The organism is Shinella sp. AETb1-6 (genome assembly GCF_009826875.1).
GTDB classification, from domain to species: domain Bacteria; phylum Pseudomonadota; class Alphaproteobacteria; order Rhizobiales; family Rhizobiaceae; genus Shinella; species Shinella sumterensis.
Genome location: NZ_WUMM01000002.1, coordinates 306,699 through 321,674 on the forward strand (window position 1 = coordinate 306,699; position 14,976 = coordinate 321,674).

The 14,976-nt window shown below is 64.5% G+C and carries 15 protein-coding genes; 10 read left to right on the forward strand and 5 right to left on the reverse strand.

Annotation, left to right across the window (positions count from 1 at the left end; translation table 11 throughout):
- Positions 1–51 precede the first annotated feature (51 nt).
- Positions 52–1,860: an ABC transporter ATP-binding protein gene (locus GR158_RS04760; RefSeq protein ID WP_160870170.1), complete on the reverse strand. Its 1,809-nt coding sequence runs from the start codon at positions 1,858–1,860 to the stop codon at positions 52–54.
- Positions 1,861–2,029: 169 nt separating this feature from the next.
- Between GR158_RS04760 and GR158_RS04765 the strand changes: the two genes are divergently transcribed.
- Positions 2,030–3,079, forward strand: coding sequence for a glycoside hydrolase family 5 protein (locus tag GR158_RS04765; protein WP_160870171.1), 1,050 nt, complete (start codon positions 2,030–2,032; stop codon positions 3,077–3,079).
- A gap of 31 nt (positions 3,080–3,110) precedes the next feature.
- Here the strand turns inward: GR158_RS04765 and GR158_RS04770 are convergent, their stop codons facing one another.
- Positions 3,111–3,314, reverse strand: a complete 204-nt coding sequence (locus GR158_RS04770; protein WP_134647911.1) for a hypothetical protein — start codon at positions 3,312–3,314, stop codon at positions 3,111–3,113.
- Between the two features lie 153 nt (positions 3,315–3,467).
- On the opposite strand from GR158_RS04770, the gene GR158_RS04775 reads away from it, so the two are divergent.
- Positions 3,468–4,049, forward strand: a complete 582-nt coding sequence (locus tag GR158_RS04775) for a YigZ family protein (protein WP_246665535.1) — start codon at positions 3,468–3,470, stop codon at positions 4,047–4,049.
- Positions 4,050–4,307: 258 nt separating this feature from the next.
- Positions 4,308–4,967: a peroxiredoxin gene (locus GR158_RS04780; RefSeq protein WP_160870173.1), complete on the forward strand. Its 660-nt coding sequence runs from the start codon at positions 4,308–4,310 to the stop codon at positions 4,965–4,967.
- An 81-nt stretch (positions 4,968–5,048) separates the two neighbouring features.
- Here the strand turns inward: GR158_RS04780 and GR158_RS04785 are convergent, their stop codons facing one another.
- A complete protein-coding gene (locus GR158_RS04785) occupies positions 5,049–5,669 on the reverse strand; it encodes a transglutaminase-like cysteine peptidase (RefSeq protein WP_160870174.1) in 621 nt (206 codons plus the stop codon).
- A gap of 116 nt (positions 5,670–5,785) precedes the next feature.
- Positions 5,786–6,604, reverse strand: a complete 819-nt coding sequence (locus tag GR158_RS04790) for a carboxylesterase (protein WP_160870175.1) — start codon at positions 6,602–6,604, stop codon at positions 5,786–5,788.
- Between the two features lie 236 nt (positions 6,605–6,840).
- Here GR158_RS04790 and infC point away from each other — a divergent pair, with 236 nt between their 5' ends.
- The 6 genes from infC (at position 6,841) to pheT (ending at position 12,731) form a co-directional block, all read left to right on the forward strand.
- A complete protein-coding gene (infC, locus tag GR158_RS04795; protein ID WP_134648216.1) occupies positions 6,841–7,377 on the forward strand; it encodes a translation initiation factor IF-3 in 537 nt (178 codons plus the stop codon).
- 228 nt (positions 7,378–7,605) lie between these two features.
- Positions 7,606–7,809 (forward strand): 50S ribosomal protein L35, encoded by a 204-nt coding sequence (gene rpmI, locus GR158_RS04800; RefSeq protein WP_134647921.1) that lies wholly within the window; start codon positions 7,606–7,608, stop codon positions 7,807–7,809.
- 39 nt (positions 7,810–7,848) lie between these two features.
- On the forward strand, positions 7,849–8,253 hold the full coding sequence (gene rplT / locus GR158_RS04805) for a 50S ribosomal protein L20 (RefSeq protein ID WP_069060325.1): 405 nt from the start codon (positions 7,849–7,851) through the stop codon (positions 8,251–8,253).
- Positions 8,254–8,340: 87 nt separating this feature from the next.
- On the forward strand, positions 8,341–9,204 hold the full coding sequence (locus tag GR158_RS04810; RefSeq protein ID WP_160870176.1) for a serine/threonine protein phosphatase: 864 nt from the start codon (positions 8,341–8,343) through the stop codon (positions 9,202–9,204).
- Positions 9,197–10,282, forward strand: a complete 1,086-nt coding sequence (gene pheS, locus GR158_RS04815) for a phenylalanine--tRNA ligase subunit alpha (RefSeq protein WP_160870177.1) — start codon at positions 9,197–9,199, stop codon at positions 10,280–10,282. Before GR158_RS04810 ends, pheS begins: the two co-directional genes overlap by 8 nt.
- 22 nt (positions 10,283–10,304) lie before the next feature.
- Complete coding sequence (gene pheT / locus GR158_RS04820) at positions 10,305–12,731, forward strand: phenylalanine--tRNA ligase subunit beta (RefSeq protein ID WP_160870178.1); 2,427 nt, start codon at positions 10,305–10,307, stop codon at positions 12,729–12,731.
- A gap of 265 nt (positions 12,732–12,996) precedes the next feature.
- On the opposite strand, the gene mbfA is transcribed toward pheT, so the two are convergent.
- Positions 12,997–13,980, reverse strand: a complete 984-nt coding sequence (gene mbfA, locus GR158_RS04825; RefSeq protein ID WP_160870179.1) for an iron exporter MbfA — start codon at positions 13,978–13,980, stop codon at positions 12,997–12,999.
- 118 nt (positions 13,981–14,098) lie between these two features.
- Here mbfA and GR158_RS04830 point away from each other — a divergent pair, with 118 nt between their 5' ends.
- Complete coding sequence (locus GR158_RS04830; protein ID WP_371731612.1) at positions 14,099–14,923, forward strand: lipo-like protein; 825 nt, start codon at positions 14,099–14,101, stop codon at positions 14,921–14,923.
- Positions 14,924–14,976: the final 53 nt, after the last annotated feature.

Sequence of the window (14,976 nt, forward strand, 5' to 3'; positions counted from 1 at the left end):
ACCGTCTCCCCCGCAAGCGGAGCGAAGGTCGCCGCAGCGGGGTGGGGACTATCAGGCCGTCTCGTTCATCTCCGCGTGCCCTGTCTGGATGTTCCAGAGCGTGCGGTAAAGGCCGGGGCATTCGACGAGCCGGTCGTGCGGGCCGGACTGGATGATGCGGCCATCGTCCATCACGTGGATGGCATCGGCATGGACGACCGTGCTCAGCCGGTGCGCCACGAGAATGACGGTGCGCTGGCCCTTCATCCTGGCCAGCGAGCGCTGGATCGCCGCTTCGGTCTCATTGTCGACGGCGCTTGTCGCCTCGTCCAGAATGAGGATGGCAGGATCGATCAGCAACGCGCGGGCAAGCGCGATGCGCTGGCGCTGGCCGCCCGAAAGCTTCTGGCCATATTCACCAATCTGGCTTTCATAGCCGTGGGGTAACGCGCGAATGAAGCCGTCGGCCTCGGCAAGCCGGGCCGCCGCCTCGACCTCCTCGCGGCTTGCGGACGGCTTGCCATAGGCGATGTTGTCGGCGATCGAGCCGGAGAACAGTGTCACCTCCTGCGGCACCCAGGCCATGCTCCTGCGCAGGCGCTCGCCCGACCAGTCTGCCAGCGGCACGCCATCGAGGCGGATCACGCCCTTCTGCGGGCGGATGAACAGGCCGAGCAGCTTGATGAGCGTCGACTTGCCGCTGCCCGTCGGCCCGACCAGCGCGACCGTCTCGCCTGCGCGGATCGCCAGATTGATATCGGTGACGCCGCCGGGGCTGGTCGCATAGCGGAAGCCGACGCCTTCCAATTCGAAGCGGCCGGACACAGGCGCATCGTGCGTGCCATGCGGCTCGCCGCGCGGCTCGTCGAGCAGGCGCAGGATACGGCGCGTCGAGGCCATGGCGCGCTCGTAAAGATCGGCGATTTCGGCAAGATGAGTCATCGGCCAGAGCAGACGCTGGGTTAGGAAGACGAGCAGGCCATAGGCGCCCACCTGCATCTGGCCGGTCAGCGTCAGCCAGCCGCCGATGAGGAAGGTGGCGAGGAAGCCGGACAGGATCGCCATGCGGATGATCGGGATGAAAGCGGAGGAGACGCGGATCGCCGCCCGGTTGGCGTCGACATAGGCCCGGCTTTCCTTGGTCAGGGCCGCCGTCTCGCGGGCCTCCGCACCGAAGGCGCGAATGGTCTGGAGCCCCTGCAGGTTGGTGGTGAGCCGCGCGCCAAGCCCGCCGGCGCGCGCCCGCACCGCATCGTAACGCGCCTGGGCGCGGCGCTGGAACCAGAAGGCCCCCGCGATGATGACAGGAACCGGCGTGAACGCGACGACGGCGATCAGCGGGCTGACGATGAAGAACACCGCCCCGACGAGGATGACGGCGGCAAAGGTCTGGATGAGCTCATTCGCGCCCCGGTCGAGGAAACGCTCGAGCTGGTTGATATCGTCGTTCAGCACGGCCACGAGATCGCCCGACCGGTTCTCCTCGTAGAAGCTTGTGGGCAGATGCTGGGCATGGTCGTAGCACATAATACGCAGGCGATGCTGCACGTCCTGCGCCAGGCCGCGCCACAGGATCTGGTAGAAATACTCGAAGAGCGATTCCCCGAACCAGATGAGGAAGGTGGCGATGCCGAGCAGCGTCAGCTGATGCACGGGATCGGTGATGCCGACCTGCGCCACGAAGGAATCCTTGCCGCGCACCACCACGTCCAGCGCGATACCGATGAGGATTTCCGGCATCACGTCGAAGATCTTGTTGATGACGGACGCCGCGACCGCCCTGGTGACGCGGCCTTTCTCCTCGCTGACGAGCGAAAGCAGTACCCGCAGCGGATGGCGTCTGCCGGAAGAGAAAGGCGCTGAAGGCGGTGATACGGACATGAGGCAACCTGTTGTCGGCAAGGGACGAGGCGTGGAGGCCTTCGCCTCTATCCGGGCGGACCGGCGGTTGCAATCTCTTAATCCTGTCTGCGGCCCGGCAGCGCGCCTTAACGTCGCCTTAAGGCCATCGGAGTGTTATCCCCCGCGACGAACGGCACGGAGAAATGGCATGCGATCCTCATCCGGTACGACGCCGGTTCTTCGGCTGGTGGCGGCTATGGCGGCAATTGCACTTCCCCTTCAGGCGAGCGCGGCCTGCCTTTCGGGCATCAATCTCGCGGGCGCGGAATTCGGCCAGGGGCGGGGCACCTACGGCAAGGACTATGCCTATCCTTCCGACGAGACGATCACCTATTTCGCGGACAAGGGCTTCAACGCAGTGCGCCTTCCGTTCAAATGGGAACGCCTCCAGCCGCGGCTCAACCGAAGCTTCGACAAGGCGGAGCGCAAGCGCCTCTCCGATACGGTCAAGGCCCTGCGCAAGGCCGGCATGACGGTCATCCTCGATCCGCACAACTACGCCTATTACGGTGACCAGCAGATCGGTTCGGCCGCCGTGCCGGACAGCGCCTTCGCCGATTTCTGGAGCCGGCTTGCGGCTGATTACAAGCAGGATGCGGGCGTGCAGTTCGGGCTGATGAACGAGCCGCATGACGTGCCGGCGACACAATGGCTTGCCTCCGCCAACGCCGCCATCGCGGCGATCCGCGACACCGGTGCGAACAATCTGGTGCTGGTGCCCGGCACGATCTGGACCGGTGCACACAGCTGGGAAGAGGAGCGGGATGGCGGCGCCAACGGCACGGTCATGCTCGGCATCCAGGACCCGGCCGACAACAATGCCTACGAGGTGCACCAGTATCTCGATGGGGACTTTTCCGGCAAGGCGAGCACCTGCGAACGCGCCGACGATGCCGTAAAGGCCCTGGAGCGCTTCACCGACTGGCTGAAGCGCAACGGCAAGCGTGGTTTTCTGGGAGAATTCGGCGGATCGGCCGAGCCGGCCTGCCTCGACGGTCTCGCCCGCATGACCGCACTGGTCCATCGCGAAAACGCCGTGTGGACCGGCTGGACCTATTGGGCGGCGGGAGACTGGTGGCCGGCCAGCGAGCCGCTGAACATCCAGCCCACAGCCGATGGCGACCGCCCGCAGCTTGCTGCCCTCGTCAGCGGCGGCGCGCTTCCCGCAAAAGCGGGAACCTGCCCGTCGCTGCCCTGACCATCACCGCCTCGAAGCGGCGCGCTCAAAATCAAAAGAAGACGTGTGTCGGCCACTGCACCGGACGACGCGCGGAGGAAAGGCGGCTGCCTTCGAGCGGCAGGGTTTCCTGCGTTCCATCCGCAGCCTCGGTTTCACTTGAGTTGCCGGCAGACCGAGTGTCTTCGGTCTTCGGCTGAAAGCCGACCGGATAGAGGTTGAAGTAGCCGAGCGTCACGCCACCGAGATACATCATGCCATCGCTTCCGTTCTGGTTAAGATCCGGTCATCATCATGGCAAAAACGTGGCGGCTGTCAATAGTCCATAAAATTGGTAATCTATTCAATGCTTGATGCGGCGTGCCGCGAAGCGCTACGAGACGGCGTGGACGCCACCGGAAACCGCCGCTTGTACACACTCGACCAGACCGAACGTTTCGAGCAGGAGATCCGCAAGAGCCGGTTCATCGCCATTGCCTGTCCTGTCGACACCGAGGCGGACGCGAAAGCGCGGCTGGCGGAGGTTTCCGACCCTTCCGCCAACCACAATTGCTGGGCCTGGCGCATCGGCCAGGCCTACCGTTTCAGCGACGACGGCGAACCGAGCGGCACCGCCGGAAAACCCATTCTCCAGGCGATCGACGGACAGGCGCTGGACCGGACGCTCGTCGTGGTAACACGCTGGTTCGGCGGCATCCTTCTCGGCAGCGGCGGCCTCATCCGCGCCTATGGCGGCACGGCGGCGCTCTGCCTGCGCGCGGCCGCCAAGACGGAATATGTCGAACGCACCACGCTTACGGTTTCGCTCGGCTTCTCCGACCTCGCGCTGGTCAAGGCCCGGCTTGCCGCCCTGCCCGGCCTCCTGATGGACGACGGGGCGTTTCACGAGAGCGGCGCACGGCTCGTCTTCCGCGTTCCGGCCGAACAGGCCGAGGAGACCAGCCGCCTTGTCATCGACCTCACGAGCGGACGTGCCGAATTCGGCGCCTGAACGTCATTTCAGGCAAAAGGTGAAATAAAATCGCCTTTCCACCACAAGCACGCGTGGCGGAACGATTTGGCGCGTCGGCCGGGTCTCGCCGAAAGCCTTCTCCCAACCCCTTGAAATGACGAAAAGTTGCAGCCACCGGGGCGTGCAGGATGACACCGGACCGCTATAGGCAATCCGGCCTTTTCGGTCTATCTACCGCCACGGTTACACTTTCCGCGGGCCTGTGCCTGCGACCCCGCAAGACAGAGAGGACGAGACATGAGCCTTCGCATCAACGATATCGCTCCGGACTTCACCGCCGAAACCACCGCCGGCACCATCAACTTCCATGAATGGATCGGCGACGGCTGGGCCGTTCTCTTCTCGCACCCGAAGAACTTCACGCCCGTCTGCACCACGGAGCTGGGCGCCATGGCCGGCATCGAAGGCGAATTCCGCAAGCGCGGCGTCAAGATCATCGGCATCTCCGTCGATCCGGTCGAAAGCCATGCCAAGTGGAAGGCCGACATCCGCACGGCCACCGGCTTCGACGTGGACTACCCTCTGATCGGCGACAAGGACCTCGCCGTCGCCAAGCTCTACGACATGCTGCCCGCCGCTGCCGGCGAGAGCTCGGAAGGCCGCACGCCCGCCGACAACGCGACGGTGCGCTCCGTCTTCGTCATCGGTCCCGACAAGAAGATCAAGCTGATCCTCACCTACCCGATGACGACCGGCCGCAACTTCCCGGAAATCCTGCGCGCCATCGATTCCATCCAGCTCACCAGCAAGCACCAGGTCGCGACCCCGGCCAACTGGCAGCAGGGCGACGACGTCATCATCACCGCCGCCGTTTCGAACGAGGATGCCATCGCGCGCTTCGGTTCCTTCGACACGGTGCTGCCCTACCTGCGCAAGACCAAGCAGCCGGCCGCCTGATATCGCGCCGTCACCGCAAAAGAGAAAACCCCGCCTGAACAGCGGGGTTTTTCTTTTCGAGATATGTCGAAACGTGCGGCCTTACTGGCCGACCGACGAAACCATGACGGCATCGCCGTTTTCGATGGAGACCCAGCGGCCGGCGTGGAACGAGGCCTGGCGCTTCAGGTAGCGGTAGGACGTTTCGGTCCAGAGCTTCACATCGTTGTTGAGATTGTCGAGGATGAAATCCCCCTGCGTGGTGCGCACGGTGAGAACGGCATGGCCTTCGCCATCGGGCTTGCGCACGACGGTGATCAGCAGGTCGCCCGCCGCGAAACCCTTTTCCATCAGCATGCGGCGCTTGAGGAGCACGAAGTCCTCGCAGTCACCGGCGCCGCCGTCGGGATAGGTCCAGAACTCGTCCTTGCCGTAGAGTTCCTTGTCCGTCATCGGCGTGATGTCGTGGTTGACGCGGGCATTGATCTGGCGGACCGTCTCCCAGCCGAACTCCGTGACCTTGGCGGGCGCCTGGGCGCGCGCGCCGGCGCGGCATTCGGATGCGTGGCTCTGACAGAATTCGTAATGGCCGATCGGCTGCGAGGTGATGCCGCCTGTCGTCATGGAAAGCGCCGAGACCGGCGCGGTAAAGGCCGAGGAAGAAGAGACGAGCACTGCGAGAAACGCCGCAGCCCCAGCCTTTGCACCAATCATTCGTGCCATGAACCGTCCCCTATCGTTAATAAAGAGTTAACGGTCGGCCGGCCCTCTCGTCAATCATCAGAATTGGCGATGCTGGAATATGGTTAAGATGTGACCGGCGCGACACGCCGGCGCCACTATTGCCCGCGCGCCAGCGTTTCGGCGGCCTCGAGGATCTTGGCGATATCCTGCGGCCGTGACAGGCGGTGATCGCCATCGCGGATCATCGTCAGCACCACGTCGTCGCCGGACAGGTGCTCCATCAGCCGCACGGCGTGGGCATAGGGCACGTCAGGATCGGCCATGCCCTGCAGGATATGGACCGGGCAGCCGGTCTCGATGGCACCGGTCAGGACGCGGTTGTTCCTGCCGTCCTCGATGAGCTTGAGCGTATAGATATTCGGGTCGGGGCCGTAGGGTGTCGGCTCCTCGAACTGGCCGCGCTCGGCCAAAGCCGTGCGCTCGGCATCGGTGAGGTTCGGTTCTATGAGTTCGGAGGTGAAATCTGGCGCGGGCGCGATCAGCACGAGGCCGGCGATGTCGATGTCGCTCTGGCGGGCAAGCTCGGCGACGGCGCGCAGGGCGATCCAGCCGCCCATCGACGAGCCGACGAGAACGATGCGCCGGGCTCCGATGGCGCCGGCCGCGTGCTTTATGGCTGCGAGCGATTCCTCCAGCCAGCGCGAGATCGTGCCGTCGACGAAGGCGCCGCCGGATGCACCGTGGCCGGAATAGTCGAAGCGCAGGCAGCCGGTGCCGAGGCGTGCGGCAAGGCCGGCGAGCTCGACAGCCTTGGTGCCGGACATGTCGGACCGGTAGCCGCCGAGCCAGACGAAGTGCGCGAGATCATTGCCGGCAGCGGGCGGCTGGAGCGCGATGGCGATGCGCCGCGCCGCGTCGCCGGTGCCCACCGTGATGAATTCCGCCGCCTGCCCATTGCCGTTCGCGCCCGTCATGCCTATCTCCCGCCTCTGCGCCCGGCTGCGAAAAACCACCCGCGAAACCGGCTCTTGCGCCAGACCTAGACCAGATTCGCAAGCGCAAGGACAGGTGGTGATTTTTTCCGCGCGCCGTGCTATTGACTTCACAAGCGCGATCAACACATTGCCGAAAAAACGCCGGCAGGCGGGCAAATGTCCTGGTCGACGCGCAGATTCATACACTTTCGAAACAGTTCGAGGAGAACACGACCATTCGCAGACCATTCAAAGCGGAAGCCCCCGTCAAGGACGGGCCGCGCTCCAACAAGGAAATTCGGGTTCCCCGCGTCCAGCTCATCGACGCCGAAGGCCAGAACCACGGCACCGTCCCCACCGATCAGGCACTCCGCATGGCTGAAGAGGCCGGCCTCGATCTCGTGGAGATCGCGCCGAACTCCGAACCGCCCGTCTGCAAGATCCTTGACCTCGGCAAGCTGAAATACGCCAACCAGAAGAAGGCGGCCGAAGCGCGCAAGAAGCAGAAGATCGTCGAGATCAAAGAAATCAAGATGCGCCCGAACATCGACACGCACGACTACGACGTGAAGATGAAGGCGATGAACCGCTTCTTCGAAGAAGGCGACAAGGTGAAGGTGACGCTGAAGTTCCGCGGCCGTGAAATGGCCCACCAGGAACTCGGCATGAAGCTTCTCCAGCAGGTCAAGGAAGACACGCTGACGATCGCCAAGGTCGAAGCCGAGCCGAAGCTCGAGGGACGCCAGATGATGATGGTGCTCGCCCCGCGGTGAGCCCCTTTCTCGGCGCCCCGCGCTGAACGGATCAAAGCCGCCTTCCGGGGCGGCTTTTCCATTTCCGCGCCCCGAACCCGCGGCAGGCGAGGATTCCGGTTGCGCTTTTAAAGGACATCGGTTACAAGCCGCCGTCCGAACGGTCCGGCAGGGCATGCCGTGGCCGTTCTTTACGCTGGAGCCGTGCATCGTCACGCGGCTCGAATTCAAGAAGAATGGAGTAGCAAAATGCCCAAGATGAAGACGAAATCGTCTGCCAAGAAGCGGTTCAAGATCACCGCGTCGGGCAAGGTCCTGGCCGCCGCAGCCGGCAAGCGCCACGGCATGATCAAGCGTACCAACAAGTTCATTCGCGACGCGCGCGGCACCATGGTGCTGGCCGAAGCCGATGGCAAGAAGGTCATCAAGAACTACCTGCCGAACGGTCTCTGAGACTTCTCGAGCAATTTGATACGTTAAGGAGATCATGACATGGCACGTGTAAAACGCGGCGTCACCTCGCACGCCAAGCACAAGAAGACGCTGAAGGCAGCCAAGGGTTTCTACGGCCGCCGCAAGAACACCATCCGCGCCGCCAAGGCCGCGGTTGACCGTTCGAAGCAGTTCGCCTACCGCGACCGCAAGGTCAACAAGCGCAACTTCCGCGCTCTCTGGATCCAGCGCATCAACGCTGCCGTCCGCGAGCATGGCCTGACCTATGGCCGCTTCATCGACGGCCTGAACAAGGCCGGCATCGAAGTCGACCGCAAGGTCCTTTCCGACATGGCGATCCATGAGACCGAAGCTTTCGGCGCGCTCGTCGCTGCCTCCAAGAAGGCTCTGGAATACCTCAAGGACGCCGGCACGAAGAACGAGTTTGAGGCCGCCGTAAACTAACCGGCGCTCACAACCACTTTCATTCGTTGTGAAACCCGCGCCGGGGAACCGGTGCGGGTTTTTCTTTTGACGGCAGGATTTCCAACCATGGATGGCAGGCACACCGCGCTCGGCAATATCCCCCATATGACCGATGGGGACATCGAGACGCTGCTTGCCGCGCTGACCCGCGAGACGCGCCGGGTGGAGCGCGTGGACCTGTCGTTCGGTGCCGTCTGGATCAAGCGCTACGGCACGGAGCGCCCGCCGGTCTGGACGAAGGCGCAGACGGGCCTGGCCAACCTATTTGGCCTGCCGTTCCTGCGCCCCTCCCCCGCGCTCGACAGCAAGGGCATGACGGCACGCGAGATCCGCCGTATCGAGACCTTCGCCGCCCACGGCATACCGGTGCCGCAGGTGCTCTACGCTTCCGGAAACGCCTTGGTGCTGTCGGACGTCGCGCCGACCGTCACGGCCCGCCTGGATGCCTTGCGCGATACCGACCCGGCTGCCCATGACGCGCTTTTGGTGCGCTGCGCCGCCGATCTCGGCGCGCTGCATGCCAAGGGTCTCTGCCATGGCCGGCCGCATCCGCGCGATTTCTTCGTGGCGGGGGACGGGATCGGCTTCATGGATTTCGAGGAGGAGCCGGAGGCCGCCATGCCGCTTGCCGATGCGCAGGCCCGCGACCTGTGGCTGCTCTTTCTCCAGCTGACGGATCGCGCCCGCCTGGGCGAGGCCACGGCGCGGCAAGCCTATGGCGCGTGGCGCGCCGCCGCACCGCCCGAGACCGAGGCGGCGCTGGCGACCATGATCCGGTTCCTGGCCAAGTTTTTGTCGCCGACCCGATTGATCGGGCGCGTTCACATGGGTAGTGATCTGCGGCGCTTCCTCGCCGCAACCGGCTATCTGTCCGAGGTTCTCCTGGCCCCTCGCGCGGCCGATGCAAGCAAAGCAGGTAAAGATGACTGAACTCGAAACACTGGAATCCGGGCTTCTGGCCGATGTCGTAGCCGCCTCCGATGAAGCGGCGATCGAAGCCGTGCGCGTCGCCGCACTCGGCAAGAAGGGCTCCGTCTCCGAACTCCTGAAGACGCTCGGCACCATGTCGCCGGAAGAGCGCCAGACGCGCGGCGCGGCCATCAATGCGTTGAAGACGCGCGTCACCGACGCGATCAACGCGCGCAAGACGGCGCTGCGCGACGCGGCCATCGATGCCCGCCTCAAGGCCGAGACCGTCGATGTGAGCCTGCCGGTGCGCTCGTCGCCTGCCGAACGCGGCCGCATCCATCCGATCAGCCAGATCGTCGACGAGATCACCGCCATTTTCGCCGATATGGGATTCTCGATCGCCGAAGGCCCCGATGTCGAGACCGACTACTACAACTTCACGGCGCTGAACTTCCCCGAAGGGCACCCGGCCCGCGAGATGCACGACACGTTCTTCTTCCCGGCGGACGAGAACGGCGACCGCAAGGTGCTGCGCACGCACACCTCGCCGGTGCAGGTGCGCACGATGGAAGCGCAAAAGCCGCCGATCCGCATCATCATTCCCGGCAAGACCTATCGCCAGGACAGCGACGCGACCCATTCGCCGATGTTCCACCAGGTCGAGGGCCTCGTGGTCGACAGGAAGGCCAATGTCGCCAATATGCGCTGGGTGCTCGAAGAGTTCTGCAAGGCCTTCTTCGAGGTCGACAGCGTCACCATGCGCTTCCGCCCGTCGTTCTTCCCGTTCACCGAGCCGTCCTTCGAGGTGGACATCCAGTGCGACCGCTCGTCCGGCCCGATCGTCAAGTTCGGCGAAGGCACCGACTGGATGGAAATCCTGGGCTGCGGCATGGTTCACCCGAACGTGCTGCGCGCCGGCGGTCTCGATCCGGACGAATACCAGGGCTTTGCCTGGGGCATGGGCCTCGACCGCATCGCCATGCTGAAATACGGCATGCCCGACCTGCGCGACTTCTTCAACGCCGATGTCCGCTGGCTCAGCCACTACGGCTTCCGCCCGCTCGACATGCCGACCTTGTTCGGCGGGCTGAGCGCATAACCGGCATCCAAGGGGAAAAATCATGAAATTCACGCTCTCCTGGCTGAAGGACCATCTCGACACCGACGCCTCGCTCGACGAGATCTGCGAGAAGCTGACGGCGATCGGCCTTGAAGTGGAAGATGTCGACGACAAGGCGGCGTTCAAGCCCTTCGTCATCGCCAAGGTCGTCTCGGCCGAGCAGCATCCCAACGCCGACAAGCTGCGCGTCCTGATGGTCGATACCGGCAAGGGCGATCCGATCCAGGTCGTCTGCGGTGCGCCGAACGCGCGCGCCGGCCTCATCGGCGCCTTCGCCGCCCCCGGCACCTACGTGCCCGGCATCGATGTCACGCTTTCGGTCGGCAACATCCGCGGTGTCGAAAGCCGCGGCATGATGTGCTCGGAAAAGGAACTGGAGATTTCCGACAACCACGACGGCATCATCGAGCTTCCGGCGGATGCGCCTGTGGGACAGAGCTATGCCGGCTATGCCGGCCTTGACGATCCTGTCATCGAGATCAACCTGACGCCGAACCGGCCGGACTGCACGAGCATCTACGGCATCGCCCGCGACCTCGCCGCCTCCGGCCTCGGCACGCTCAAGACGCCGAAGGCGCCGTCCTTCAAGGTCGAGGGCGAGACGCCGGTCAAGGTGAAGCTGGAACTGGGCGGCGACGATCATCTGTGCCCCGGCTTTGCGTTGCGCCTCGTGCGCGGCGTCAGGAACGGCCCGAGCCCGCGCTGGATGCAGCAGCGGCTCATCGCCATCGGCCTTCGCCCGATCAACGCGCTCGTCGACATCACCAACTACATGACCTTCGACCAGGGCCGTCCGCTGCACGTTTTCGATGCCGCCAAGGTGAAGGGCGACCTCGTCGTGCGCCGCGCCGTAGAGGGCGAGAAGGTGCTGGCGCTCGATACGCGCGAATACACGCTGAATCCGGCTAACGTCGTCATTTCCGATGACAACGGCGTCGAGTCCATCGGCGGCATCATGGGCGGCGAACATTCGGGCTGCGACGAAAACACCGTCGACGTGCTGATCGAATCGGCTCTCTGGGACCCGATGAACATCGCCAAGACCGGCCGTTCGCATGGCATCATCACCGATGCACGCTATCGCTTCGAGCGCGGCGTGGACCCGGAATATATGGTTCCCGGCCTCGAGCGCGCGACCGAACTCGTGCTGGAACTGTGCGGCGGCGTACCGGCCAAGGCCGATGTCGTCGGCTACAAGGGCTACACCCCCAAGGTCGTGGACTTCCCCTTCTCGGAAGTGAAGCGCCTGACGGGCCTCGACGTGTCCGAAGCCGAAAGCGCCAATATCCTCACCCGCCTCGGCTTCACCGTGACGGGCTCGGGCGAGCGCGTCTCGGTCGCCGTCCCCTCCTGGCGTCCGGATGTCGACGGCAAGGCGGACCTTGTCGAAGAGGTCATGCGCATCCACGGTGTCGACAACATCAAGCCGGCGCCGCTCGAAAGCCATGCGGCGGTCAATGGCCGCATCCTGACGACGCTGCAGATCCGCACGCGCCTTGCCAAGCGGGCGCTGGCCGCCCGCGGCATGCTGGAAGCCGTCACCTGGTCCTTCATCCCGAAGGCCCATGCCGAGCTGTTCGGTGGTGGCGCACCGTCGCTGGCGCTGTCGAACCCGATTGCATCGGACATGTCCGACATGCGCCCTTCGCTGCTGCCGGGCCTGCTTGCAGCCGCCCAGCGCAATGCCGACAAGGGCTACGGCGACGTCGCGCTGTTCGAAGTCTCCGGCACCTATGAGAACGACCGCCCCGAGGGCCAGCGCCGCGTGGCCGGCGGTGTGCGGCGCGGCACGGCGACGCTCGCCGGTTCCGGCCGCCTCTGGTCGAATGCCACCAAGGGCGGCGGCAAGCCGGTCGATGTCTATGACGCCAAGGCCGATGCGCTCGCGGTGATCGAGGCCTGTGGCCTGCCGATGGGCAATGTGCAGATCGAGCCCGGCGCGCCGGGCTGGTATCATCCGGGCCGTTCGGGAACCATCAAGATGGGCCCGAAGATCGTGCTCGGCTATTTCGGCGAGTTCCATCCGAAGACACTCGGCGCGCTGGACGTCTCCGGTGCGCTTTGCGGCTTCGAGATCTTCATCGATGCCATGCCCGAGCCGAAGAAGAAGGCGACGCGCACCAAGCCGGCGCTCGACCTTTCGCCCTTCCAGGCCGTGAAGCGCGACTTCGCCTTCGTCGTCGACAAGACGGTGGAAGCGGGTGCGATCGTCCGCGCCGCGACCGGCGCCGACCGCAAGCTGATCTCCGCCGTCAACGTCTTCGACGTGTTCGAGGGCGCTTCGCTTGGTGAGGGCAAGAAGTCCGTCGCCATCGAGGTCGTCATCCAGCCCGTCGACAAGACGCTGACGGACGAAGATTTCGAAGCGCTGACGGCAAGGATCGTCGGCAATGTTTTGAAAACAACCGGCGGCACGCTGCGCGCCTGATCCAAGTGAAAACGGGGCGGAGACGCCCCGTTTTGCTTTTCATGAACGATGGTCGCGTTTTGTGAACGCACCATCGCCGTTTTCAGCATTGCAGTCTGGTTAACGACCGCTTAATTGCCTCGCAGGGGAGGTCAATTGAGGTCGAAATGGATTCTGTCGCCAATCTTCTGCCGCTGGCCGCCATGGCCTTTGGCGTTTATCTCTTCTACCGCTGGGTCGTGCGCGACATGAACCGGATGACCCGCCGCTAAGGCGGCGCTTCCGCCTAGGCATTTCCGATAAGGATACCGGCGGCCAGAACGAGGCTGCCGCCCAGCACCACCTGCATCGCCGCGCGCAGGAACGGGGTCTCCATATACCGGTTCTGGATGAAGGCGATGGTCCACAATTCCACGAACACGACCAGGACGGCGATGGTTGTCGCCAGCGTGAAGTTCGGGATCAAGTAGGGCAGCGCGTGGCCCAGCCCGCCCAGCGCCGTCATGATTCCTGAGGCCAAGCCGCGCTTGATCGGCGAACCGCGTCCCGACAGCTTGCCGTCGTCATGGGCGGCTTCCGTGAACCCCATCGAAATGCCCGCACCGACCGAAGCCGAGAGGCCGACGAGGAAGGTCTGCCAGGTGTCCTGTGTGGCGAAGGCGGCGGCGAAAATCGGCGCGAGCGTCGAGACCGAGCCGTCCATCAGGCCGGCCAGACCGGGCTGCACATAGGTGAGGATGAATTGCCGGCGGGCCGTCTGGTCTTCCTGCGCCTTCACGTCGGCGGGTGTGTGCTGCTCGCCAAGCCGCCGGGCGAGCGATTCGTGCGACTTCTCCGCCAGCGCCAGATCGCCCAGAAGCTTGCGCGTGGCCGCGTCCTGCGTACGGGCGGCAGCCGTGAGGTAGAACCGATGCGCGGACGCCTCCATGGCCTCCGCCTGTTCACGGATCGCCTCCAGCGACATGTTGGCGATCAACCAGTCCGGCTTGCGCTCCGGGAAGTCGCGAACGAACTCGCGCCGTACCAGCGGGATGCGATCGCCGAAGCGGGCGATGTGGCGATCGATCAATATCTGGCGGTGGTGGCTTTCCTCCGCCGCCATCTCTTCGAAGACGCGGGCCGAATGGGGATAGGCCTCGCGCAGGGCATCGGCATAGGCGAGGTAGATGCGCCCGTCATCCTCTTCCGAGGAGATGGCGAGCGCCAGGATTTCCTGCTCGCTGAGCGATTCGAGACTGCGTTTGCCAGGGCGGAGGAGACGGGAGAACATCGGCGGCCATTCCAGTTTAGAATTATTCTAAATATAGGACCTACCCTCTCGCCGTCAAGCTCGACATGCGGTGCAGCGGGACGCTAGAGTGGGCCGGTATGACAGCAAGGGACGAGACGTGACCGCCGGACTGAAGCCGCTTTCCGCAAGCCGCGACACGCTGCTCGATCGTCTCGGCCGCCGTATCGCCGACCGACTGCAAAGCCAGACCTCGGGCTACGAGCCCTATACGCCTTCCGATCCTGAAACGCTGGCGCGCACGCTGCGCCCCGGCGACGTGTTGCTGGTGGAGGGCAACCAGAAGGTCTCCGCGGCGATCAAGTACCTGACGCAGTCGACCTGGTCCCACGCGGCTCTCTTCGTCGGCGACGAAATCCCGCTGACGCTCGACCAGGCGGCGCGACCGACGATGGAGCGGCCGCAGCTTATCGAGGTCAATATCGGCGAAGGCTGCGTGGCGGTGCCGCTCACGAAATACCGCACCTATAACACGCGCATCTGCCGTCCGGTCGGGCTGACGCCCGAAGACCGCGATGCGCTGGTCGGCTTCATGGTCTCGCGCCTCGGGCTCAAATACGACCTGAAGAACATCACCGACATGCTGCGCTACTTCCTGCCGACGCCGCCCGTGCCGGTGCGCTGGCGCCGCCGCATGATCGCCTTCGGCTCGGGCGATCCGACGCGGGCGATCTGCTCGACGCTGATCGCCATGGCTTTCGAGGCCATCCGCTACCCGATCCTGCCGGAGGTTACGCGCGCGCCCGGCCGGGCGGCGGCGACCTCTCCCTATTCGCGGGAAGAGATCCTGCATATCCGCCACCACTCGCTCTATACGCCGCGCGACTTCGACCTCTCGCCCTATTTCGAGATCGTCAAACCCACGCTGAAATACGGTTTCGACTACAAGCGGCTGGAATGGGCGCCGGAGCGCAAGGGGCCCTGAAACCTCTGCGGCGATCGGCCGGATTGCGCAGGCCGCAGGCGGCACCTATCTTG

What these genes read in the sequence shown, in the direction of transcription:
- GR158_RS04765 (WP_160870171.1), top strand. Translation starts at nt 2,030, where the DNA reads ATGCGATCCTCATCCGGTACGACGCCGGTTCTTCGGCTGGTGGCGGCT.
- rplT (WP_069060325.1), top strand. Translation starts at nt 7,849, where the DNA reads ATGGCACGTGTAAAACGCGGCGTCACCTCGCACGCCAAGCACAAGAAG.
- pheS (WP_160870177.1), top strand. Translation starts at nt 9,197, where the DNA reads ATGACTGAACTCGAAACACTGGAATCCGGGCTTCTGGCCGATGTCGTA.
- rpmI (WP_134647921.1), top strand. Translation starts at nt 7,606, where the DNA reads ATGCCCAAGATGAAGACGAAATCGTCTGCCAAGAAGCGGTTCAAGATC.
- GR158_RS04780 (WP_160870173.1), top strand. Translation starts at nt 4,308, where the DNA reads ATGAGCCTTCGCATCAACGATATCGCTCCGGACTTCACCGCCGAAACC.
- GR158_RS04810 (WP_160870176.1), top strand. Translation starts at nt 8,341, where the DNA reads ATGGATGGCAGGCACACCGCGCTCGGCAATATCCCCCATATGACCGAT.
- GR158_RS04770 (WP_134647911.1), bottom strand. Translation starts at nt 3,314, where the DNA reads ATGATGTATCTCGGTGGCGTGACGCTCGGCTACTTCAACCTCTATCCG.
- GR158_RS04790 (WP_160870175.1), bottom strand. Translation starts at nt 6,604, where the DNA reads ATGACGGGCGCGAACGGCAATGGGCAGGCGGCGGAATTCATCACGGTG.
- GR158_RS04785 (WP_160870174.1), bottom strand. Translation starts at nt 5,669, where the DNA reads ATGGCACGAATGATTGGTGCAAAGGCTGGGGCTGCGGCGTTTCTCGCA.
- mbfA (WP_160870179.1), bottom strand. Translation starts at nt 13,980, where the DNA reads ATGTTCTCCCGTCTCCTCCGCCCTGGCAAACGCAGTCTCGAATCGCTC.
- pheT (WP_160870178.1), top strand. Translation starts at nt 10,305, where the DNA reads ATGAAATTCACGCTCTCCTGGCTGAAGGACCATCTCGACACCGACGCC.
- GR158_RS04760 (WP_160870170.1), bottom strand. Translation starts at nt 1,860, where the DNA reads ATGTCCGTATCACCGCCTTCAGCGCCTTTCTCTTCCGGCAGACGCCAT.